This window comes from Citrobacter sp. H12-3-2 (assembly GCF_009649895.1).
Taxonomy (GTDB): domain Bacteria; phylum Pseudomonadota; class Gammaproteobacteria; order Enterobacterales; family Enterobacteriaceae; genus Citrobacter; species Citrobacter portucalensis.
This window is the reverse complement of the sequence record NZ_CP045837.1, coordinates 2376953-2399087: the sequence shown is the minus strand read 5'-3', so window position 1 is coordinate 2399087 and position 22135 is coordinate 2376953. Positions and strand designations below refer to the sequence as shown.

The window sequence follows — 22135 nt, the reverse complement described above, 5'->3', positions numbered from 1 at the left end:
GGAAGATTTATTCTTTCCCGGATTTAAAAATTTATAAAAATAATCAGGTAAACATATTAATATCATCAAGAGCATCTTCAGCTCTCGATGATATTATCTCATTTGAATTATTAATTTTCTCTTTCAAAAATGGGATTACTATGTCTTTATTTATTGTACCATTTATTCTGGCTATGTGCCCCAAGCAAGTTAAAGCCAATCCACTAATATCATTATCAGGATCATTTGCCATTCTCATTAACTGCTCTTCGGCCCATTTTATATCACTTATATTATAGGCAATATAAAGAAGAGTCTCTGTAACTTTCTCAGGCTCACCAGAGTTAAGCAGTTTTTCTAAGCGTAACTTATCTTCAGCCACCACAGATCTTTCCTTTTCTCGTCGTTTTACCAGATTTGATCAAGGCAGATTGTTGCTTGTTATCCAAAGCATCCCAATCACGAACATGCCCATGATATTCATCCACTTGATCTGATAACGCTCGCGTTTTATCTAATACAACAATTTCATTATTAACAATATCAATACCAACCCGTCTTGGTGATGTTGGTTTTACTTGAACAGAGTTATCTAAAGCTATCTGACCATTTGTTGGTGCTCGGCTTTTTACTGAATTATCAGAAGTACCATGGTACGGAGCATCTTTATATACATTTACTTTATCACCACTTAGTCCAAGTGGATCGATCCATGTCAGCGGATTAGGCGCATAAGCATAGAGGTTTAACCCGCCTTTTAGCCCTATCGGGTCCGGCTGCGTAAACCGCCCCATATCCGGCGCATAATACCTGAATGTATTGTAGTGAAGCCCCGTTTCCCTGTCCAGATACTGACCCGCGAACCGCAGGTTCTCTTCCGGCGCACCACCCCATATCTTCCGCCACCTGCCTCCCTCTTCATCCGCGTATTCCGACCGCGTTTCTCCCCACGTCTCCACATCCTGACGCCAGTGCAGTTTCCCGTCCTCATCCGTCAGCGCCTGCGGCATACCGTTATGGCTGCAGCGGTAGTAGTCCACACGCTGTTTGTCTCCGGTGCCGTAAACCCTCGCCAGCGGCGTGTAACTCCCCGCCCCTTCGTACACGTACACCAGCGACTGTCCGTTGCGGGTCTCCGCCAGTAGCCGGAACCCTTCCCACACAAAGGTCGTCACCTCCTGCGTCCCGGTGACACGCCCGTCATCCGGCGCAGATACCGTCACCTCGCTGCGCTTTTCTGTTCGCCGCCCAAACGGATCGTAGGTAAACATCACCCGGTGTCGCGGATTTCCGGCCCCGGTTGCGTCCGGCGTGTCCAGCACCGCTTCCGTCATCCGGTGTTCACTGTCATAACCGTAGCGCCACATCCCTCCCGGGCCCGGTTTCTGCACCATCCGGCCGTAAACATCATACCTGCACGCGTTATTCCCGCACTGAGGCTGCCGGTTATACTTCAGCGACAGCCCTGCCTGCGACGCCGTCAGCAGGTTACCCGCCACATCGTACGTATGATGCGTCACCCCACGAAAACTGGTGTCGTGGCGACAGACGTGGTCACCGTCATCGTAATGGTAGCCCTGATAGCGGTAGTCGCTGATTTGCGTTTCACTCAGCAGGTTGTGGCGGCTGTCGTACTGCCAGTGCCACGCCTCCACCGGCCGCATCCCGTTCTCTTTGCGGTAGATTTCCCGGCGCGCCTGCCGCCCCAGTCGGTCATAACGCGTACGTGTCGTCAGGCCGCCCTGCGTTCGACTGATTTCCCGGTGCAGGTTGTCACGGGTAAATTCCGTAATCAGCCGCTCATCCAGACTGATACTCAGCGCATGACCGCTGCCGTAATACAGCGTCTTCAGGCTGCGGCCATCCGGTAGCTGAACGGATGTCCGGTTACCCAGTTCATCCAGGCTGTAGCTCACCCGGCCAGAGTCGTTCTCCTCCGCCGTCAGCCGGCCGAGCAGGTCATGCTCCAGCAGCACGCGCTGTGCAGGACTCTCTGCTCCCGGCGGATAAAACAGCGCCGCCTGCAGAGTCCCTCCCGTCGTGTACCGGTAGACCGTGTGCCCATCCGGCGTTTGCTTATCGGTCACTTCCCCGGCTGCGTTATACTGCCAGCGGTGCGTCAGCGCATCCGGCGTGCCGGCCGCCCAGGTTTTACTGACCACCCGGTCACAGACATCGTATTCGTAGCGGGTGATAATACCATCCAGACCCCGCTCTTCCGTCAGATGCCCATTTATGCCGTGGATAAACCGGTACAGCTCACCACTTTCGTTATACAAACGCGTCAGCCGGTTGCGCGCGTCATATTCACGCCGCACGGTATGGCCCAGCGGGTCAGTCACCACGCTCACCCGACCACAGGCATCATACTGCCAGCGCACCGGATTATTGTGTCCCACCCGGTAGCTTTCCGGCAGCCCCTGTGCCGTCCAGGACAGGCTGGCCGTCCAGTCCTCGGCACCGGAAACCGTTCTTAGCCTGCCTGCCGGGCTGTAAACATAGCGGGTACTCTCCCCGGCCGCATCCACCTCTTCGGCCAGCCGGTAAGCCGCATCGTACCGGTACTGCGTTGTTTTCCCGGAACAGTCCTGAACGCTGATAAGCTGCCCACGCTCATTACAGCTAAAGCGTTGTACGCCGCCCTTTTCATCTGTGAATTCGACGACCTGGCCCCATTCATCACGACGGTAATAACAGCACAGCCCGAGTGCATTGATTTCTGCACGCAGACCAAAGTTCGCATCATAAAAATACTGGTGTACGCTTCCCTCCGGCCCGCTGGCCTGAACAGGCAGCGCCCGGTCTTCAAGCCAGCGTGTACAAACGGCCCGGCCCAGCGGGTCGGTCTCCAGAATCATGTTTCCCGCATTATCATAGTGATATGCTCTGCTGGCACCCAACGGGTCGACGGTACGCGAAAGCTGCCCGTCCTCGTTCCACTCATAGCCCCATACCTGCCCGGATTCATCGGTGTACTTCTCCACCAGATAGCGATGATCCCATTCATGCCGGTGCGTTTCGCCACCGCCATGGGTGACGGTGGTCACGCCCTGTGTCAGGTCATAACCAATCGTGGCGCTGTCGCCTCCGCTGGACTCATAGGCCACCACCCGCCAGCCGTCGCTGAACTTTTTCCACTGATAGCGGTGACGGGCCCCGCCGGGCATCCGGTGCCCTGCCATCAGGGCATCCGGGGTGTAATCAAATTCACGCAGGCAGACATCATCCGCATCGGTCACACGGCACAGTTCCCCCTGCGGGGTGTAGTCGTAGGACATCAGTAGCCGATGAACCGGCTCGCCACCGGGGGGGGCCGGGGTGAGCATGTGCTCAGTGATCCGGGTCGGACGCTGCGGGGAGTGTAAGTCCTGATAATGCAGCACCACCCGCAGGCTTTCCTGGGTATCGGTAATCGCCTGCAGGCGATCCTGTTCGTCATAATGGAGCCGCAAGCCATTGCCATAATTATCCGACAGCAGGTGCAGGCGCAGCTGCGAGGGCGCTAGCGGGTGCGGAAGATAGAGCCGCCAGGTGGCGCCGTCCAGATCACCAATCACCACCATGCCCTGTTCGCTCTGCGCAAATAACAGTCCTTCATCGGGACTGAACCCTGCCTCACCCGGCGGGGGACAGACAAAACGGAGTTCACGCCCCCCTTCATCATGGAAGCAGGTGTATTCCTCCTCCCTGACCACGCGGGTTTCAAATGCGGTGCGCCAGCCGCGACCAAAGAGCCCTTCATGCGGGTTACAGCTGTTGTAGATGCGCTGCCAGATGAGAGGGAAACGGGCCGGGAGCTCAAAATCACAGTCCTCTTCCCCGCTCAGAACCTTCGCGCCCGTCGCGGCATGTACCGGATTCCACAGTGCCCGCACAGATTCGCCAATCTTACTGGCAAGCATTGCCGCCGCCATCCCCATTATCATGCAGGGAAGCTGTTTCAGTAGCTTAGTGGGGCGGCACGTCAGGACGGAAAGCGCGAGCAGCGCGGTTTCCACGCCGGGTGATTTGCCGCTATGAATAGGGCGAACCACAACCGGTTTCCCCCCGATGATGACGTTGGGAGAGACCACCGTAGAAACGGTGCCGCCGCAGGTTGTCCGGTCTCCGGTGCGGACAGCAGGCAGACCATTGATACTGACCTGAGAAGAGCCTTCGGCCATAAACTGTATGGGATTCGGTGGGTGTTTTTCGCATAGCACCACATCGTGCTCAGCTTCCACCACTCCGCCTGACGGCCCGGCCACGACAGGGTTAATCAACTCTCCCAGCAGTTCGCTGCCATAGCTGAACAGTGCAGACACCCCGTTCAGCACTTTCATCCCTGTGGACATCCGGGCGTCCTCTTCTTCCCGCCGTTTCTTCTCTTCCGCCTCCATTTTTTCCCGCGTGGCATTTTCGGCGGCGGTCATCAGACGCCCCGCAGCTCTGGCGGCAGGCAGACCATTGGTCTGCACATTTAAAGAGCCTGTCGCAATTTTCCCCTGCGGTGACGGGGGGGAGATAAAGTTTGCCGCGCCCTGAGCAATATCGCCGACAACCTCAGCAGCGCCCGATAACGAAACGGTCAGCCCTCCGACAATGCCCGCGGCTGTACAGGTTGTTGCGGCGGCTGACGCGGCCGCAACCGTCGCAGCTGACACGCCTGCAGCAGTTGCCGCCGCGGCGGCAAGAGGGGCTGCAGCAGCAACCACGACGACCCCAACAGCAACGCAAATAGCCGCTTCAAAAGCTCCCCCCAGTATATCGGCCAGAATACTGGTATGAATGATGTCGTCGCCCAGACGGGCGGCGTTCGGATTGCTCATGGCAAAACGTCCTCTGTCTGATCTCAGTCCCTGTCCCTGTCCAGCGTATTTTTAACCTGCAGCCAGAACCGTTCGTCCTCTTCGCTAAAGGTATTCAGTGCGGTGCAGGTCAGCATCAGCAGCCGCCTTTCTGGCATCAGTACGGCCAGCTGGCGCTGACAACAAAAATAAGGTTCACGAAGATATGTAGCCGTCGTTTCCCGGGCGGGACAGTCAGGCAATAAAGGCAACGTTAATGTGACGGGTGGCGTCTGTTGATAGTTATCGATCTGTGCAGCCACCTGTGCCCACTGGAATACCAGTTCGTCATCAAACGACCTGTCCCCGGCAATAACTGCGCGGGTGATCACCAGTGAGGTGTGGGTGCGGGTATTGCGGATACCGCCGAAGTTTCTGGGGTTCATTAAAGTAAAATGACGAAAAATAAAATTATAAATAATGTATTTACAGTTAATTACCGACGACCCCCTATCCAATATTCACCGTTCCGCTACCGATTATCACGCCACCACAATCCACAGCATCGCCTGTTCTGGCTGCGGGCAATCTGTCGATAAATACCATTGATGAACCACTGGCGATTTTTCGGGGATGTTCCGGATGCTTTGGCTTATCGTGGGGCGTCAGAGGATCGCCCAAACGGGCGGCGGGTATACCATCAATAAAGACTGTTGGAGAGCCCGCAGTAATTACGGTTTCATGGTACCCATCGTGCTGGGTACCTTTATCATTGAGTTTTGCGGCTATGGGCATTTTTCCTCCAGGAGACAATGCAATAGTGACTTTCCAATTTACCTAGGATAATCTATAAAAACTATTACCCCTATTTTTTACATATCAGAATAAAGAACTATAAGGCTATTACCCATTTAAAACTCAACGAACCAGAACTATTTTATTATCAATAACAGCAAAAAATGGATTCCATGAGAATATTCGCTTTCCGTCAGCATTGAAAAATTCGAGTGGAGAATTCCTGTTAACATTATTAGCACCAAGACAAAAAACCCTGCCATTCTGATAAGTCAATAAGGTATATTCATCCCAATTTGGATTTGGATTTATCTTTCCTTTCTCAACAGCATTCACTATGCCAATAGAATCAAAGAAAAAATCAGTATCGTCCGTGAGGTCCGCCAGAGCATATTCATTCAGAGCCATTGCATATTTTCTGTTTATTGTAGTAAGATCACCGACTCTAAGATCATTTATTAAGTCTTTATAAGCATCAATTAATCTGTTCCTTAACGTTAAATCATTAGTCTGAGGTGATGCTTTAGTCCATTGCCAGATGGGAATACCTGAAACCGTTATGTTTCTTGTGGCAGTTAACCAGTCTTCAGGTTTAGTGTCACCAGCAAATATTATCCTGTTAGATATTCCTTTGATAATAGGGTTATGTGTAGTATCGCTGATATCATTAATTTTGTAGCCTTCTGGATCATTAAATGGCCGACCGTTTTCACCATTAAATGTAACTTTAAAATTTGTTACTACCACATCAGGCTCTTTTGGTTTCGATCTTACGATCTTAACTTCACATGTGTAGATATCAGTTTTTATTTTAGACTCCGAGGGAAAAAAAATTAAACCTACGATATTACTGGTGCTATTCTCCAGAGAATCTGTTATATCCGTCCCTGTACTAATAGTCCTTGAGCCACGTAAAGTGCTAAGATAATCCAGCCCATTAATTGATAAAATACAGCTACTGCTTAATGTTTTAAAATAAGCGGAATATCTTACATCATTCATATCATTTCCCCCAAAAGAGTTTAGTGAAACAAATAAAATACTAGCAGCTAATAACTTCTTCATAAGAAACCTCAAAAATTTATTTTATAAGGTGATGCTTCCTTACTTACTGGCTTGCATAAAGTCCATTTACCTTCGCCTTCCTCCCAACTATCATCAGATGATTCACTTTTACTCGGTGGGATATTTTTATCCTGCTCATCATTTCCAATGTCTACTTTTATCTTATACTTCGCATACATTACAACCCCATGATGATAGAAGATCAGCTCTAAATCTTTCTTTTGTTTTTTATCTAATACAAAGCAACACTCAGCTGATATTTTCGCTTCAGCACTGAAAAATGCTTCAACTACCACAACCCTGAGTCCCGCCTCAACTTTAGACTCTAAAGATAAGCCAATCCTGCCCTTATTTTTATCACCAGGTTCAGAGTGAAATTCGTTATTCTCGTCAGCGGCATAACGATAGGAGAGATTAACATTCCCGCTTACAATCAAGTTCAGGACAGCTTTGGCATAAGCACCATTCTTCCCACTATTAACATCGCCTTCTTGTGACTGCGCTTTTTCTCTGATCCTGGCAATGTTTCTCTCCTGATGAAAATACGCAGCAAATGCCTGAATCAAGTCAAGAGTGATAGTAAACTCAATCAATGGAGCCAGATTAACATCTACACCACATTTGACATATGGCTTGTTATCTTTTCTGAGCAATAGCTCACCACTACCCTTAATATCAAGAGATGGATACTTTATATCAACGGAAAGTAATTGTATTTTCTTGTCATCCGCTCTAAAAAGATTAGTGACAGTATCAATTGTTTTTTCTGCATTTCTTAATAAAGATAATTTATCTTTATAACGCGTAAACTCTTTCTCTATTGTCTTTTTATAATCCTTGCTGGCGCTTCCAACCGCAATTGACGCGCTTCCAGCAATGGCAACGCCCCGTGTGATGGCATATTTCCCGACACTCATCTGTTCATTCTGAGCTCTGCCCTGAACAATATCGTATCGTTCATCATCAGTCAGCTTTTTAGTGCCATCATTTTTAGAAGCAGAAATATTAACATCGACATCCCAGGCGAGTTTTGGATATACGACTATACGAGTATCTACAGTGGTATATATAGGGTATTTTGCTCTATCATTCGCAGTTGTTTTAAGAGGAAAAATCATTTCCTGGATTGGTTGTCCCAGACATTCTCCAACTTGCAAGGCATATTCTGTCCTACCTATTTTGTCGATACCTTCCAATACAACATCAGTCAGAAATGTGACTATATCAAGATATTCTAATGTTCCATAAACATAACCAGAACCAGGTGTTTTTATGTTAACATTACTGGTGCCTTCCGTCGTTAGTTTAAGTTTTTCTTCGTAGCTCAAATATTTCAGCTTATTATTCTGTCCTTTTTTAAGCTGACTTAGATAGTATTCGTTGTATATTACACCTGATGGACAATCGGGACTACTACTGACACAAGTTTTTCCTGTAAGTGTTGTTATGACATCAACGCCTTTTGCATCCCTGTCGTGGAGATAGATAACAGGTAAAGACTCGCCTTGCTTATATTCATACGTTTCGTCTGGAACTGTTGTTTTGATTTTCAGGGCATGTGTACAAGTATCTGGATTTTTGCAGTTACATTTTGGTGAACCCGCTGTAAGACTTATTGGCATGATAGAACATTCCTTTTCCATGCAGGAATTACCCCGTTAATACTTAATAGTAACTGCTCTGCACGATAATGGCCCGGGTGCGTCGTCCCCTCCAAAATCTTTTTGTAATCGTGAGGAATATTATCCAAGTTAAAAATATGCTCTCTGGTAAATAATTTTGCTAATTCATCTATACTTCTTCGGTCTGTGATCCATAAATTACGAAGGTAATTAAATAACTCCCCTACCCAGGTAATAGAAACATTGTTTATAGACGTGGATACAGTTCTCATTGTTTCAGCCAACTCTATAACATATCGGCGTTCAAAGATAACTTCTAATAACGAATATTGTTCTTTACTAATAGACATCAGCTTCGGTTTTATGGTTTGCGCTGCAGGATACCTTTCATGAAGTTTTGTAAAAGACACATCCTGTTGTAGCCGATAAACTGTCTCTATTCGACTGATATCGCCAAGGAAAAGATGTTTTTCCCAGTCAGATAATACGCTCAGGAAATCCCAAATATTGCGAGGATCATAAAAACGGAATATCACCGGTTTGGTTTCATTCGGAAGAAGGACTTGCAAATACTTTCTGAGATGTTGTCGCAATGCTCGCATCGTTGCTTTCGTTGTCAGATATATACCCCACGGGCAGGTATTCCATTGCAGCCACTTCTCGACTTCTGATGTTACTTCGAGCAAATAGGGTGCAAGCCCGACTAATTCAGGCTGAAGGGGTTCTGAATACAGACAGGCATGTGGTGGATTGTATCCGGAAAGAAAATCCATAAGATCTTCCACAACAGCGCCATCAATAATAGCGTAACGAACTGGAAACATTGTTATTCCTCATCCATCGGACAATGAGCCACAAACATGGTTCCTTCTCCTGCTGCAGCCTTCAAAATGGCCGGACGCATGGGCAGAATGACTTCTCCTGGGCAACCACCGCCATTGAGGTTTATCTTCGGCCCCCTGACATCAACGCCACCTGCATGTATCACAATAAAAGAACCACCTACGCGCAGGCTGATTTTGCTGTCACTCTGTAGAACAATATCCCCATGAACACTGATACCCAGCGTACCCGCCACTTTTTGGGCCAAATCGCCTTTCACTTCTAAACCACAATTACCTTCCACCAGACTCACATGGTCTTTAGTTGTTTTGTGATCCTGTTTCCCCTCCACCGTCACTTTTCTATCATTTGCCACAGCGAGGGATTCATCATGACCAATGCTCACCATGCGATCATAATCAACCCGCACGTCCTGGCTGTTGAGCACCTTTACCTGCATGTTTTTCTGTGCATGCATCGACAACAGTTCCTGACCTGTTTTATCCTCGAACATCAGCTCGTTATACCCGCTACCTTTATAGGTTTTCGAGCGGATGGTCATCTGCGTCTTCGTCCCCGGCAGACCGCCCGGCGGCGGGTTATCCGCATGGTACGTCCGCCCCATGATGATTGGCTGGTCAGGGTCCCCGTTCAGGAAGTCCACTATCACCTCCTGTCCCACCCGCGGTATCGCCAGGTTGCCGAACCCCGGTCCCGCCCACGCCTGCACCACCCGTATCCAGCACGAGCTGTCCTGGTTCGCCGGGTTATACCGGTCCCAGTTAAACTTCACCCGCACCCGGCCATGTTCGTCACAGAAGATTTCCTCCCCCTCAGGGCCGGTAACAGTAGCTGACTGCGGGCCGTCCACTGACGGCTTTTCCATTGGCCGGGGTCGCCACGTCCTGTCCGCCGGTATCACCGTAAAATCATTCTCAAGGGTGGTCCCTGAACCGGAACGCCCCGCCACCGCCTGCGGTTGTTTCCCCTGCAAATCGCTGCTCACCACCTGCCATTCCCGGTTCAGGCCCGCCTGCGGATGCTCCGTCAGCTGAATGCGCCGTCCTGGCCATATTGCCGGCGAGCGGCTTTTTCCCTGCGCCTCTTCGGCATTATTGCGCCAGCCCTCCACCTGCCAGCGGGCGAAGTTCTGTCCGTGGCCGTCCTTGAAGCGCCCCGGATAATCAAACACTTCATACTGTGTACGCTGATAATCCTGGTTCTGCCCCTGCTGCTCAAAGCGGCCCGCCCAGCCGGGGCGTTTAAAGGTGTAGTCCTTGCCAATGACAGAAGAGGGGCGTATCTGTGCGCTGTGGCGGAACTGGCTGATGCACGGCGTGCTCACTTCGGTCCGGGTATTCGGGTTCCACGGGATGTCAAACGCCTCCGGCAGAAAGCGCACCGTGTCACACAGCACCAGACTCTGGTCGTCGCTGTCAGGCGAGTGCTCTTCGTAGAAGAACAGTCCTTCCTCCGCCGCCATCCGCGCCAGAAAGTCATAATCCGTTTCACCGTACTGCACGCAGAATTCCCGTGCCGGATGCGCCTCACTGAACAGCGGACTCCAGTCCGTCACCCCGTTTTCCTGCAATATCGTCCCCAGAATGCTTTTAATGTCCTCATTCTGAAAAATACGGGAGTTCTGCCGCAGGGCTGCACGCCACACCGGTGGCCGGACAATCATGCTGTACAGCATCTGATGTCCGTCGTTTTCCCCCTGCTCAAACCAGGTCACAATACCGTTCACCCGGCGCTGTATCTCCGTGCCCTGCCAGATTTTAAGATGGGCTGTTTTTTCCAGTACCTGAGAGAAATCAATGCTGAGAAGCTGCTGGCTGACCAGCGAAATATTGAGGGTGAACAACGAGGAAAGGGACTGCTCCAGGTGAAAGGACGCCACGGCCAGCGCATCCGGTGGCAGGCCGTCCACCTCCAGTGTGAAACGTAATCCTGTAGACATAAAGAAACTCCTGGGATAAAGCAGTAAACACACTCATATCGAAAGCTATTGTGAGTGATTTTTATTTACTATTTCGAGTGTTAACCTTTTTATATGCAACCCGAATAAATTCATCATGAGAATATTTAAAAAACAACTTAATGAATTATTAAAAAACATATAGATTACGTTACATAATGACGTTGATTATAATTATAAAAACACAATCTTTTCATTCACTGAATCAATGAAATCATTGCAATACAGACTTTTAAAAATCGGATTCACAGAACAAAAGGAAACAATATTAATTATATGAATAAATGCCATCTATATATACAATGCTACCGCCACACCATGATTATCTATCTGCACCCTGGCAGCATACTCTTATTATATTTTATTCAACATACTCCGTATTATTTTCAGAATTCATAAATAAACCCGGCGCTTATGCTAACCGGGTTTATTAAAGAGCAAGAAAATGTATAACGTAATCAGCCGCTAATCTGCTCCATCGCCTGCAGAATACGTTTATCGGAGATCGGATACGGCGTACCAAGCTGCTGGGCAAAATAGCTGACGCGCAGCTCTTCTATCATCCAGCGGATCTCTTTGACATCGGCATCTTGACGGCGCGCGGGAGGCAGTTTATTGAACCACTGCTGCCAGGCCTGCTGCACACTGTCCACTTTCAGCATCTGTGCACGGTCACGGTGCGGGTCGATAGCCAGTTTTTCCAGACGTTTTTCAATAGCCTGCAAATAACGCAACGTATCGCCCAAGCGTTTGAAACCATTGCCGGTAACAAACCCGCGATACACCAGTCCGCCCATTTGCGATTTGATATCCGCAAGACCCAGCGCCATGGTCATATCCACGCGCCCTTTCAGACGTTTGTTGATATTAAACACTGCGGTCAGGATCTGTTCGACCTGCTTCGCAATCTCCACCACCGTATCGTTCAGTTCAGCCCGCACTTTCTCATGCAGCGCGGTAAAGCCTTCTTCAGTCCACACCGGACCGCCGTTGGCGTCAATTAACTGATCCACACCGCAGGAGATACAGTCGTCAATCAAATCCAGAACTTTACCGTATGGGTTAAAGTACAGCCCCAGCTTGGCTTTATTGGGCAGCTTCTCGTGCAAGTATTTGATTGGCGAAGGAATATTCAGCAGCAACAGGCGGCGTAAACCACACCACATCGCCTGCTGTTGCTCCAGTGGGTTATCAAACAGTTTGATGGCGACGCTGTCACGCTCATCCACCAGCGCTGGCCATGCTTTGACCTTATAGTTACCGCGTTTTTGTTCGTAACTTTCCGGAAGCTGACCGAAGCTCCAGATGTGCAACCCACTCTGTTCGATGCCGTCATCAGCCACCGCAGACAATGTTTCCTGAACTTTACCCTTCAGCGCATCCTTCAAATCTTGCAGCGAACGTCCTTCCTGTAGCTTCTTATTTTTATCATCCACCACCCGGAAGGTGATTTTTAGGTGATCGGGCACCTGATCCCAGTGCCAGTCTTCACGGTCAACGGTAACGCCGGTCATTCGGCGCAGTTCACGCTCCAGCGAGTCCAGCAGCGGCAGTTCCAGCGGTGTGACGCGGCCTAAAAACGCTTCCGCATAGTTCGGCGCGGGCACAAAGTTGCGTCGTACCGGTTTTGGCAACGACTTAATCAGGGCGATCACCAGTTCGCGGCGCAGCCCCGGGATTTGCCATTCAAAACCGCTCTCTTCGATCTGATTAAGCAGCGGGAGTGGAATATGTACGGTCACACCGTCCGCATCGGCTCCAGGTTCGAACTGGTAGCTCAGGCGCAGCTTAAGGTTACCCTGATGCCAGAAGTTCGGATAATCCAGCTTACTGATTTTCTCCGCGCCCTCTTTGATGAGCATGCTCTTTTCAAAGTTGAGCAGGTCCGGGGTCTCGCGGGAGACTTTCTTCCACCAGCTATCGAAGTGGCGGGCAGAAACCACATCATGGCTAATACGCTGGTCGTAAAACTCAAACAGCGTCTCATCATCGACCAGAATGTCGCGACGGCGTGATTTGTGTTCTAACTCTTCCACTTCAGCCCGTAACTTCAGATTGTCACGGAAAAACGCATGGCGCGTTTGCCAGTCGCCTTCCACCAGCGCATGACGAATGAACAGTTCACGCGACAACGCGGGATCGATCTGGCTGTAATTTACCTTACGGGCCGCAACAATCGGTAAGCCGTAGACAGTGACTTTTTCTGTCGCCATCACAGCACCCTGCGCGCGTTCCCAGTGCGGTTCACTGTATGAACGTTTGATCAGATGCTGGGCTACCGGTTCCACCCATTCGGGATCGATACGCGCGGCAATACGTCCCCACAGGCGGCTGGTTTCCACCAGCTCGGCGACCATCGTCCACTTCGGCGGTTTTTTGAACAAACCTGAACCCGGGAAGATCGAGAAGCGAGCGTTACGCGCCCCGGTAAACTCCTGTTTATCGGTATCTTTCATCCCGATGTGCGACAGTAAACCGGTCAGCAACGCGACGTGGATCTCCCGATATTCAGCGGGTTCGCTGTTGACCGGAATACCCAACTCTTTCACCACCTGGCGCAGTTGCGTGTAGATATCCTGCCACTCACGCACGCGCAGGTAGTTCAGAAAATCAAGTTTGCACTGGCGACGGAACTGGTTTGACGACAGCGCTTTTTGCTGCTCGCCGAGATAGTTCCACAGGTTCACAAATGCAAGAAAATCAGACTCTTTGTCATGGAAGCGGCGGTGCTTCTCGTCGGAAGCTTGCTGCTTGTCCATCGGGCGCTCGCGCGGATCCTGAATGGACAGCGCTGAGGTGATGATCATCGCTTCGCGCACACAACCATGTTTTTGTGCTTCCAGCACCATTCGCGCCAGCCGTGGGTCTACCGGAAGTTGCGACAGCTGACGGCCCAACGGCGTTAACTTGTATGCAGTTGCCTGTTCGTCGGTGGTTATCGCCCCCAACTCTTCGAGCAGGCGTACACCGTCCTGAATATTGCGCTTATCCGGCGCTTCAACAAACGGGAACGCCGCGATATCGCCCAGCCCCAACGCGGTCATCTGCAAAATAACGGATGCCAGGTTGGTACGCAGGATCTCCGGGTCGGTAAACTCCGGGCGCGACAGGAAATCGTCTTCGGAATACAGACGAATACAGATCCCTTCCGAAACACGACCGCAGCGACCTTTACGCTGGTTAGCAGAAGCCTGCGACACCGGTTCAATCGGCAAGCGCTGAACTTTGGTGCGGTAACTGTAACGGCTGATACGCGCGGTGCCCGGGTCAATTACGTATTTGATTCCCGGAACGGTCAGCGACGTTTCCGCCACGTTGGTCGCCAGCACGATACGGCGACCGCTGTGCGACTGGAACACGCGGTTCTGTTCGCTGTTTGAAAGACGCGCATACAGCGGTAGCACTTCGGTATGGCGCAAATCCAGCTTATTCAGCGCATCGGCGGTATCGCGAATTTCACGTTCGCCGCTCATGAAGATCAGAATGTCGCCAGGCCCTTCACGCCCCAGTTCATCTACGGCATCAAAAATTGCCTGCAGTTGGTCACGCTCAGTGTCATCTGCATCTTCAACAATTGGACGATAGCGCACTTCCACCGGATACGTTCGGCCGGAGACTTCGATAATCGGCGCGTTATTGAAATGCTTTGAAAAACGTTCAGGATCGATGGTCGCCGAAGTGATGATAATTTTTAGATCCGGGCGACGCGGTAGAAGTTCTTTCAGATAGCCGAGCAGAAAATCGATATTCAGACTGCGTTCATGCGCTTCATCGATGATAATGGTGTCGTACTGCATTAGCAGCCGATCCTGTTGGATTTCTGCCAGCAGGATACCGTCCGTCATCAGCTTGACCATGGTGTTATCACTGACATGATCGCTGAAACGAACCTTATAACCGATACAGCCGCCCGGCTCGGTCTGCAGCTCTTCCGCAATACGGTTCGCCACGGTGCGCGCCGCCAGACGACGCGGCTGGGTATGGCCTATCAGCCCTTTTACCCCGCGCCCCAGTTCCATACATATTTTGGGTAACTGGGTGGTTTTCCCCGAACCGGTCTCACCGGCGACAATCACCACCTGATGGTCGCGAATAGCCTCCAGAATATCCTGTTTTTTCTGGCTGACGGGCAGGTTTTCCGGGTAGCGGATTTCCGGACGCGCAGCTTCACGCAGCACAACTTTACCGGCTGCCAGTTCAATCTCTTTCGCCATCTCCTGGTAAATGGCCTGTTGTGCATCAGGATTTTTAACCTTCTTCACACCGTGCAGGCGGCGGGCAAAACGCTGTCTGTCACGTAGCATCAGTGAGTCCAGCTGTTGCTGCAACATGTTGAAGGTTAATTTTTGTTGTTCTGTCATAGCGTTAAAAGGCAGTGCTCTGCCGGGTTAAATCTCTTTTAGATGATGGGTATAGAGTACCACATCGGCGCTTTTCATGTGTTGTTCAATAATTTCGAACATAGGATTCGATATATTGCGCTATCACTGCGACAGGATTGTGAATAAAGTGTCAACAAGCAACGGGGCACTACCCCTTCAAACACATAAAAGGAAACACCCATGAGCAAGGTATTAGTTCTTAAATCCAGTATTCTGGCAGGGTACTCTCAGTCTGGTCAGTTGTCTGATTATTTTGTTGAACAGTGGCGTGAAAAGCACTCTGCTGATGAAATCACTGTCCGCGACCTGGCTGCAAATCCTGTACCGGTACTGGATGGCGAACTGGTGGGTGCGATGCGCCCGAGCGATACACCGCTGACGCCGCGTCAGCAAGAAGCGCTGGCGCTGTCCGATGAGCTGATTGCTGAGCTGAAAGCGCATGATGTGATTGTTATCGCCGCGCCGATGTACAACTTCAACATCCCAACGCAGCTGAAAAACTACTTTGACCTGATTGCCCGTGCAGGTGTGACTTTCCGTTATACCGAGAAAGGCCCGGAAGGTCTGGTGACAGGTAAACGCGCGGTGGTGCTGACCAGCCGTGGTGGTATCCATAAAGACACACCAACCGACCTGATCACGCCGTACCTGAACGTATTCCTGGGCTTTATCGGCATCACCGACGTGAATGTCGTCTTTGCTGAAGGTATTGCTTACGGCCCGGAAGTGGCGTCTAAAGCACAGTCCGATGCGAAAGCCGCTATCGACAGCGTGGTAGCTGCCTGATAATTCCCCCTCTCACCATCCGGTGGGAGGGTTTCTCCGACACTTACTTCTTTCCCTGCATTTGTATCTGTTTGCCGTGAATGCGATTGATATCACGCCAGATGGTTGCATAATCCCTGCATTTCGCCAGATTCTCTTCCCAGCAATGAAGCAAAAATTGTTCAGGCTCCGCGACATCCCGGCTTAACAGCTTGAATACCCAACGATTCCAGACATACCACTTGAGAAGCCACATGATTTCATCCCACGACGCGACCGGTGTTGGACTATACCAGCATCCATTTTATGCCGTGTGGCAACTATTGCGATGTCGATGAATAATCCAGATGAATGCTACACAAGCAGTACCAGCCAGACAGCCCACAGAATAGCTGCCAGGCAGAGCGTATGCCAACACTGTTGCAATGCGCCGGACTGGCGCTCGGCCAACGTTAGCGTTTTCAGTCGCTCACGACGCCAGATAAAGCACAGCGCATCGCCTGCCTGCACATTGTTATGTGCAGTGATTAGCGAAAAATAGCGCTCATCGAGCCATAATCGCCAGCAGCCAAACCAGACAATGGCGCACAGCAGCGCGATAATGGCACGCAGGACGCCTGGCGGTGCGACAAAGAGCACCCACACCATCGGCGGGAGGGAAAAAAGCAGGATGAAGCGCCAGCTTGCCAGCGTGTTTCGCAACAAGTCATGCCGAAGCGCCTCACTATCTGTTACGTTGTCACTTTCCGTTGCCATTGTTGCAGCATCTCCAGATGTTTATCAGTCAGCACCACCTGTGGGCGGCACGCACGGATCTGTGCCACGGCCTGCTCTACCGTGGTTGCATGGCCATGGCGCAACAGCCACGCCGCAATCACCATCGCACTACGCGATAGTCCTAAAGCACAGTGCACCAGCACCGTGCCCTGTGTCTCACGCAGGGTCTCCAGACTGCTCACCGCCTGCTGAAGTTCAGTTTCATTCGGGATCACTAAATCCAGCATTGGTACGCAGTGATACGTTCGCAAGGCAGTCGCCCGTCCACGAGGAAACTCAAAGGTCACGTCAAGTACCGCATGTTGTGCTGGCTCCTGGCGCGGAAAACTACCGAGATACACGCCAGGTGCCACCGAACTTACCGCAGGCAAACGGCGGGTAAACCAACGCATCGACAGCCACATTCCTGCTCGCCACGGCAATGACAGCCAGTAAACAGCGGGAGGGAGTCGGCCATGCGAATCTTTCGCCGTCGTTGCTGCACCGAATCCAGCATAGCCGCACCCGGCGATCAACAACGCCAGCGCAGGCCATAACAACCATGGCGTCAGCAACACTGCAGAAATGAAGCATACTGCCGCCCCTGTCAGGTATCGCTGCATCAACCTCATGCGCGCTGCATCCGGTTTACACCAGCGCCAGCGGCGTTGTTCCGGAACCATCCAGTCAATCAGCATTCCTGCTGCCAGTCCGGTAATAATATCGATAAAATGGTGTTGCCAGGTGGTAAGAACAGAGATAGCAATCAGCAAAAACCAGCTATCAAAGAGCCTGCGCCAACCGCCTGACAGATAGCGACTGAAATGCCGCCACAGCAGCCAGCAGAGAATAATATGCAGTGATGGCGACTGGTTATAAGGCAGATCGAACTGCTCCAGTTGCGCAAACAGCCAACCCGCCGCCCCCGTCACCTCGGGACGCGTAAAACTAAACTGCAACGGAAACAGTAAAAAACCACCGCAGGCAATCACCGATGCCAGTACCAGCCGGAGCACCAGTCGACGCTGTTCGAAACGCGTGGTGCAAACAAACAGAGATAATCCGTAAAACAGATCCAGGCTCCAATAAGGAAGAATGGTCCACGGAATAAAAGGAATGGCCGACTCCCAGTCAAAAACGATACTTCCTACGTTCTGATATTGCGCATCTTGCCAGGCGGTAAACTGATTTACCTTGCCATACGTAAGGAAAAAAAACGGTGCCAGCAGCAGTAACCAACCTGCTGCCTGCACCATGACTTTACGCTGCTCAGGAGGCACGACGCACCGCCATAGAAACGGTGAAGATACCCCATTCATCAATCAGCTGTGTACACTTCTCAAAGCCCGCGTCACGAACCAGCGCATCCATTTCCCCCTGCGTACGCACGCGCATCACCCACGCTTTACCATCTTTATGGCTGGTCAGCGACCAGGCGATCGTTTTTAGCTGTGGATGCCAGGGTTGCCCGGTATAGATCAACACGCCCCCCGGCGCTATCGCCTCTGCCAACCCGGCCAAAGAGTTTTTGACCAGCGTGTTGTCAGGAAAGAGTTCGTACAAACCGGAGACAATCCCTAATGTGGGACAAGGTTCCAGCGCTGCCAATTGTTCGCGGTTGAAGGCATCCCCTTGTTCAAAGTGCGCAATGTCAGTCATGCCTCTGCTGGCGATCATTTCGCGACCTTTATTCACGTTCAGCTCACTGTAATCGCGCAATAAAATTGAACTTACCGCCGGTTCGCCTTCCAGCGCATCGAGTACATAGCGTCCATGTCCGGCAGCAATATCCACCACATGCACCGGCGTGCCCTGCTCCGCCAACTGAGCGACTGCCTGGCTAATCAGCATCTGCAAATGAACCTTACGCTGGCGGATCCCCTGCCAGCCGACATTGTTCAGGTAGTTCTTGTCAATTAAACGCCCCAGCGCACTGCTACCCTGAGGCTGGTTGCGATAGACATAATCCAGCATACTGCCGGAATCAAAACCGGTGTCAAACCCCAGACGTACACCCGTAGATTGCGTCCCCAGAAGCTTCATGCCATAGCGCAAACCGCGGTACGCAAGATCTTCAAGAGAATACGGCGCAGGTCCGCCATTGAGCATCCGCCAGGTATCCGCACCCGGGCTCCAGCGGTCTTCGTTACCGTAATCAAAACGCTGCACCGGCGTAGCATAGAGCGTCGTAATAAAATCGCGCATTTTATCGAATGCCAGGTACCGATCTTTTTCACCCAACGTGTCGTGGTAAAAACCCGGCAGCACGTGCAATTCTTTCAGGGGATTCCTCAGGCGCTGATAAAAATCAATCTGCGGCTGGCGATGCACAACAAAATCATCCCCGGACACCAGCAACTGCACAGGTAACGTAATAGCAGCGGCATCGCTGACAATTCGCTCTGCCGTTTTGTAGAGATCCAACAGGATGTTCACCGCAATGGCACGGGTGATCTGAGTATCAAGGCTAAAGCTGGCCACGCGATCAACATCGTGCGTCAGGTATTTGCCTTTAACATAAGAATTAACGAAAAACAGGCCACGTAGCCGGTGCAGTAACGTTAGCCCCTGGCGGGCAAACGGCACATACAATTTTACTTTGAAAGCCGGTGACGCCAGCACCAGTCCACGAATATCAGGCGCATAGTCATGTGCCCAGGTTGCAGCCAGTACCGCGCCTACGCTTTGGGCTACGACGACCACATCTTCCATTGCGGCCTGGCTGTCTGCTGCGGCGAAACGTACGAATTCTTCAACATCCTGCACCGAGCGCGCAAGCGAGGGGCTATAACCACGCTGACCCGGCGAGTGCCCGTGACCACGTGCATCCCAGGCATAAAATACGGTGTCTGGCATCGCCAGTTCATCCACAATATGCTGCAGCCGCCCGGAATGTTCGTGTCCACGATGGAACAGAACAATCACTTTGGGTGTCATGCCTGGCGCAGGCGCAGGCCAGTGACGATAAAACAGCACGGTGTTATCGCTGGTCAAAAAATGTCGCTCGTCTGGCACGCGTATATTATTCATGTGGCTGCATTCCTGTGGTTTGTTGCTGTAGCAGCAACAGCTGCTGCCTGAATTCGTCCATGAAGCGGTGTTTATCATCATGAAAACGCAATGCTCTGCCAATATTGACGTCAATAAACAACGGCAGCGGTATACGATTCCCTTTAGCCATTACGTGTTCCGTCCCACGTAGCCAGACGGGAATAATCGGCACGTCCGGCACTCGCTGGCTCAGATGCCATAACCCGGATTTCAGCGGTGACAGTTTTCCCGGCTCACCGCGCGTCCCTTCAGGGAAGAGGATTAGGATCTTGCCGTCGCGTAATGCCTGTTCACACTGCGCCAGCGGATTGGTTTCTCCGCCCTTACGCGAAATGGGAATAATGTTGAGAATATTCAGCGCAAACCAGGCCATCGCCTTATTACGCAGGAAATAATCAGCAGCAGCCACCGGATGAATGGACGCCTGGCGGCGCAGCGGAAAGAGCGAAAGGAGTGCAAACACGTCCATATGGCTGTTGTGATTAGCGACAATAATCGCCGGGCCTCGAATGGGCAGACGATCCCGATGCCTGATACGCAGCCCAAGCCACAGCCATATCACTGGCCAGACAATGCAAAGCGTAAACAGCGTTCGCAAAATTGAGCTCATCATAAGTTAGTAGCAAAAGTAGCGGATGAAGTGGAAAAAAACGGGGGCGGTGAAGATCAGAGAATCCAGTCGATCAAGAATACCGCCGTGGCCTGGCAACAGTGTTCCGCTGTCCTTCACGCCGATATCACGTTTTATTGCCGACATCACCACATCGCCACAAAAACCGCTGAGACCGATAATAAAACCCGCCAGCAGCGACAGCGGTAAGTTTAATGGCGTCATCACAGGCCCAAGCAGTGCCGCCATCAGCGTAGTCGTTGCCACGCCGCCGATCAATCCCGCCAGCGTCTTGTTAGGGCTAACCTTAGGCATAACCTTCATACGCCCAATCGATTTTCCCCACAGGTACTGCGCAATATCGTTGAATTCTGTTAAACCTACCAGGAAGAGCACCAGCAATGCGCCGGTTTGTTTGCCATCATCAGGCAGTACCAGCAAAAACGCGACATGGCTGAACGCAAATACGGTGGTCATCAGGCTCCAGTGATGCTGCGAGGCAAAACGTAAGAAGCCCTGCGTATCACCCGCAATCACCATACGAACAGGTAAGAATAAGAATGCATAGACCGGGATAAAAACGACAAACATGCCGTACCAGTTGATGCCAATCAGCCAGTAGTTAATCGGAATAGCGATGAACATCCACAACAGCGGCATGCGATCGGTTTGGCGCGACGGCGCCAGCGTCAAAAATTCCTTTAGCGCCATAAAACTCACCAGCGCAAAAAAGGTTAACGCTAGCCAGTGTGGACTTAAAATAGCCAGAGAAAACAAGACGATGATTACCCACCAGGTGCGAATGCGCAACGTCAGTTCCCGCCAGTCTTTGCCCGGTCGTCGCCACACCAGTAATCCATTCACCACCGTTGCAACCAACAGCAGCGCAAAAATGACCGCGAGAGACCTCTCTAAAAGCATCATTTCACGGCCTCTTCACGCAATGCACTTTTACAGCGATTAATCACCGTCCATAGCAGTAAGAGCGTAGCAATACCCCAGAGCACATTGTTCCACTGCGCAACCTGCGGCCACAGCGCCAGCGCCAGACCCCACGCGCCAAATACCAACGCTCTGTCGCTTTTACCCAGCGGTCCGGCATAGCTGCGGACGCCATTAATCGTTTGTGCCAGGACGCCGCAAAACTCCGTCATCACCGCACATAACAGCATCACCAAAACCAGTAATACGTTACTGTCGGGGAGCAGCATAAACGGCAGGTAAAGCGCAATGTCGGAAAGAATGTCTCCGATTTCATTAAGAATGGCCCCAAGTCGCGATTGTTGGTTGCATTCCCGGGCCAACATGCCGTCCAGTGCATTGAGCGCCATCCGTATGAACAACACGATGGGCAGGAGAACAAAAAATTCAGGTTGGGGGAAAATAACCAGCACTGCACCGGTCACAAAAGAAAGCACCATCGCGGCAAGAGTAACGTGATTCGCTGTGACGCCTTTTTTATGTAACCAGAACATGAGAGGCCGCAAAAGCGCCTGAAAGGCGGGCTTTATCTGATAAAGCGTCATCATCACTCCTTGATAATT

17 protein-coding genes are annotated in these 22135 nt (G+C 51.2%); 1 reads left to right on the top strand and 16 read right to left on the bottom strand.

Translation table 11 applies throughout. The features are described 5' to 3' along the window. Positions 1-43: 43 nt before the first annotated feature. The 9 genes from GHC22_RS11480 to hrpA all read right to left on the bottom strand — a co-directional run bounded on the left by GHC22_RS11480 (position 44) and on the right by hrpA (position 15388). Complete coding sequence (locus GHC22_RS11480; RefSeq protein WP_228553259.1) at positions 44-361, bottom strand: hypothetical protein; 318 nt, start codon at positions 359-361, stop codon at positions 44-46. After that, positions 354-4787 carry an RHS repeat-associated core domain-containing protein gene (locus GHC22_RS11475; RefSeq protein WP_153752992.1) on the bottom strand — a complete coding sequence of 1478 codons (4434 nt, stop codon included), beginning with the start codon at positions 4785-4787 and terminating at the stop codon, positions 354-356. The genes GHC22_RS11480 and GHC22_RS11475 overlap by 8 nt, the downstream gene beginning before the upstream one ends. 23 nt (positions 4788-4810) lie before the next feature. Further along, positions 4811-5191 (bottom strand): DcrB-related protein, encoded by a 381-nt coding sequence (locus GHC22_RS11470; RefSeq protein ID WP_153752990.1) that lies wholly within the window; start codon positions 5189-5191, stop codon positions 4811-4813. A gap of 64 nt (positions 5192-5255) precedes the next feature. After that, entirely contained in the window at positions 5256-5540 is a 285-nt protein-coding gene (locus GHC22_RS11465) for a type VI secretion system PAAR protein (RefSeq protein WP_153752988.1), read from the bottom strand. 123 nt (positions 5541-5663) lie between these two features. Then, entirely contained in the window at positions 5664-6605 is a 942-nt protein-coding gene (locus tag GHC22_RS11460) for a hypothetical protein (RefSeq protein ID WP_153752986.1), read from the bottom strand. 8 nt (positions 6606-6613) lie between these two features. Continuing rightward, on the bottom strand, positions 6614-8227 hold the full coding sequence (locus tag GHC22_RS11455) for a hypothetical protein (protein ID WP_153752984.1): 1614 nt from the start codon (positions 8225-8227) through the stop codon (positions 6614-6616). Further along, the gene (locus GHC22_RS11450) at positions 8218-9051 is read right to left on the bottom strand and encodes a DUF4123 domain-containing protein (RefSeq protein ID WP_153752983.1); all 834 of its coding nucleotides are present in this window, start codon (positions 9049-9051) and stop codon (positions 8218-8220) included. The genes GHC22_RS11455 and GHC22_RS11450 overlap by 10 nt, the downstream gene beginning before the upstream one ends. 2 nt (positions 9052-9053) lie before the next feature. Continuing rightward, positions 9054-11009 (bottom strand): type VI secretion system tip protein VgrG, encoded by a 1956-nt coding sequence (tssI, locus tag GHC22_RS11445; RefSeq protein ID WP_153752981.1) that lies wholly within the window; start codon positions 11007-11009, stop codon positions 9054-9056. Positions 11010-11485: 476 nt separating this feature from the next. Further along, positions 11486-15388 carry an ATP-dependent RNA helicase HrpA gene (gene hrpA, locus GHC22_RS11440; protein ID WP_032943558.1) on the bottom strand — a complete coding sequence of 1301 codons (3903 nt, stop codon included), beginning with the start codon at positions 15386-15388 and terminating at the stop codon, positions 11486-11488. 201 nt (positions 15389-15589) lie between these two features. Here hrpA and azoR point away from each other — a divergent pair, with 201 nt between their 5' ends. Further along, positions 15590-16195 (top strand): FMN-dependent NADH-azoreductase, encoded by a 606-nt coding sequence (gene azoR / locus GHC22_RS11435; protein WP_003020341.1) that lies wholly within the window; start codon positions 15590-15592, stop codon positions 16193-16195. A gap of 43 nt (positions 16196-16238) precedes the next feature. On the opposite strand, the gene GHC22_RS11430 is transcribed toward azoR, so the two are convergent. The 7 genes from GHC22_RS11430 to GHC22_RS11400 all read right to left on the bottom strand — a co-directional run bounded on the left by GHC22_RS11430 (position 16239) and on the right by GHC22_RS11400 (position 22117). Continuing rightward, positions 16239-16430: a hypothetical protein gene (locus tag GHC22_RS11430; RefSeq protein WP_008784880.1), complete on the bottom strand. Its 192-nt coding sequence runs from the start codon at positions 16428-16430 to the stop codon at positions 16239-16241. 98 nt (positions 16431-16528) lie between these two features. Next, positions 16529-16930, bottom strand: a complete 402-nt coding sequence (locus tag GHC22_RS11425; RefSeq protein ID WP_153752979.1) for a hypothetical protein — start codon at positions 16928-16930, stop codon at positions 16529-16531. Next, a complete protein-coding gene (locus GHC22_RS11420) occupies positions 16906-18210 on the bottom strand; it encodes a phosphatase PAP2/dual specificity phosphatase family protein (protein ID WP_228553257.1) in 1305 nt (434 codons plus the stop codon). The genes GHC22_RS11425 and GHC22_RS11420 overlap by 25 nt, the downstream gene beginning before the upstream one ends. Continuing rightward, positions 18200-19960, bottom strand: a complete 1761-nt coding sequence (locus GHC22_RS11415) for a bifunctional alpha/beta hydrolase/class I SAM-dependent methyltransferase (protein ID WP_153752977.1) — start codon at positions 19958-19960, stop codon at positions 18200-18202. Before GHC22_RS11415 ends, GHC22_RS11420 begins: the two co-directional genes overlap by 11 nt. After that, complete coding sequence (locus GHC22_RS11410) at positions 19953-20594, bottom strand: 1-acyl-sn-glycerol-3-phosphate acyltransferase (RefSeq protein ID WP_153752975.1); 642 nt, start codon at positions 20592-20594, stop codon at positions 19953-19955. Before GHC22_RS11410 ends, GHC22_RS11415 begins: the two co-directional genes overlap by 8 nt. A 3-nt stretch (positions 20595-20597) precedes the next feature. Continuing rightward, complete coding sequence (locus GHC22_RS11405) at positions 20598-21515, bottom strand: phosphatidate cytidylyltransferase (RefSeq protein WP_103285274.1); 918 nt, start codon at positions 21513-21515, stop codon at positions 20598-20600. Further along, entirely contained in the window at positions 21512-22117 is a 606-nt protein-coding gene (locus GHC22_RS11400; protein ID WP_103285275.1) for a CDP-alcohol phosphatidyltransferase family protein, read from the bottom strand. The genes GHC22_RS11405 and GHC22_RS11400 overlap by 4 nt, the downstream gene beginning before the upstream one ends. Between the last annotated feature and the right edge of the window lie 18 nt (positions 22118-22135).

Excerpts from the sequence above, each read along its gene's own strand:
- GHC22_RS11475 (WP_153752992.1), bottom strand. The coding sequence starts at position 4,787 with ATGAGCAATCCGAACGCCGCCCGTCTGGGCGACGACATCATTCATACC.
- GHC22_RS11470 (WP_153752990.1), bottom strand. The coding sequence starts at position 5,191 with ATGAACCCCAGAAACTTCGGCGGTATCCGCAATACCCGCACCCACACC.
- GHC22_RS11465 (WP_153752988.1), bottom strand. The coding sequence starts at position 5,540 with ATGCCCATAGCCGCAAAACTCAATGATAAAGGTACCCAGCACGATGGG.
- GHC22_RS11460 (WP_153752986.1), bottom strand. The coding sequence starts at position 6,605 with ATGAAGAAGTTATTAGCTGCTAGTATTTTATTTGTTTCACTAAACTCT.
- GHC22_RS11455 (WP_153752984.1), bottom strand. The coding sequence starts at position 8,227 with ATGCCAATAAGTCTTACAGCGGGTTCACCAAAATGTAACTGCAAAAAT.
- GHC22_RS11450 (WP_153752983.1), bottom strand. The coding sequence starts at position 9,051 with ATGTTTCCAGTTCGTTACGCTATTATTGATGGCGCTGTTGTGGAAGAT.
- tssI (WP_153752981.1), bottom strand. The coding sequence starts at position 11,009 with ATGTCTACAGGATTACGTTTCACACTGGAGGTGGACGGCCTGCCACCG.
- hrpA (WP_032943558.1), bottom strand. The coding sequence starts at position 15,388 with ATGACAGAACAACAAAAATTAACCTTCAACATGTTGCAGCAACAGCTG.
- azoR (WP_003020341.1), top strand. The coding sequence starts at position 15,590 with ATGAGCAAGGTATTAGTTCTTAAATCCAGTATTCTGGCAGGGTACTCT.
- GHC22_RS11430 (WP_008784880.1), bottom strand. The coding sequence starts at position 16,430 with ATGTGGCTTCTCAAGTGGTATGTCTGGAATCGTTGGGTATTCAAGCTG.
- GHC22_RS11425 (WP_153752979.1), bottom strand. The coding sequence starts at position 16,930 with ATGGCAACGGAAAGTGACAACGTAACAGATAGTGAGGCGCTTCGGCAT.
- GHC22_RS11415 (WP_153752977.1), bottom strand. The coding sequence starts at position 19,960 with ATGAATAATATACGCGTGCCAGACGAGCGACATTTTTTGACCAGCGAT.
- GHC22_RS11410 (WP_153752975.1), bottom strand. The coding sequence starts at position 20,594 with ATGATGAGCTCAATTTTGCGAACGCTGTTTACGCTTTGCATTGTCTGG.
- GHC22_RS11405 (WP_103285274.1), bottom strand. The coding sequence starts at position 21,515 with ATGATGCTTTTAGAGAGGTCTCTCGCGGTCATTTTTGCGCTGCTGTTG.
- GHC22_RS11400 (WP_103285275.1), bottom strand. The coding sequence starts at position 22,117 with ATGACGCTTTATCAGATAAAGCCCGCCTTTCAGGCGCTTTTGCGGCCT.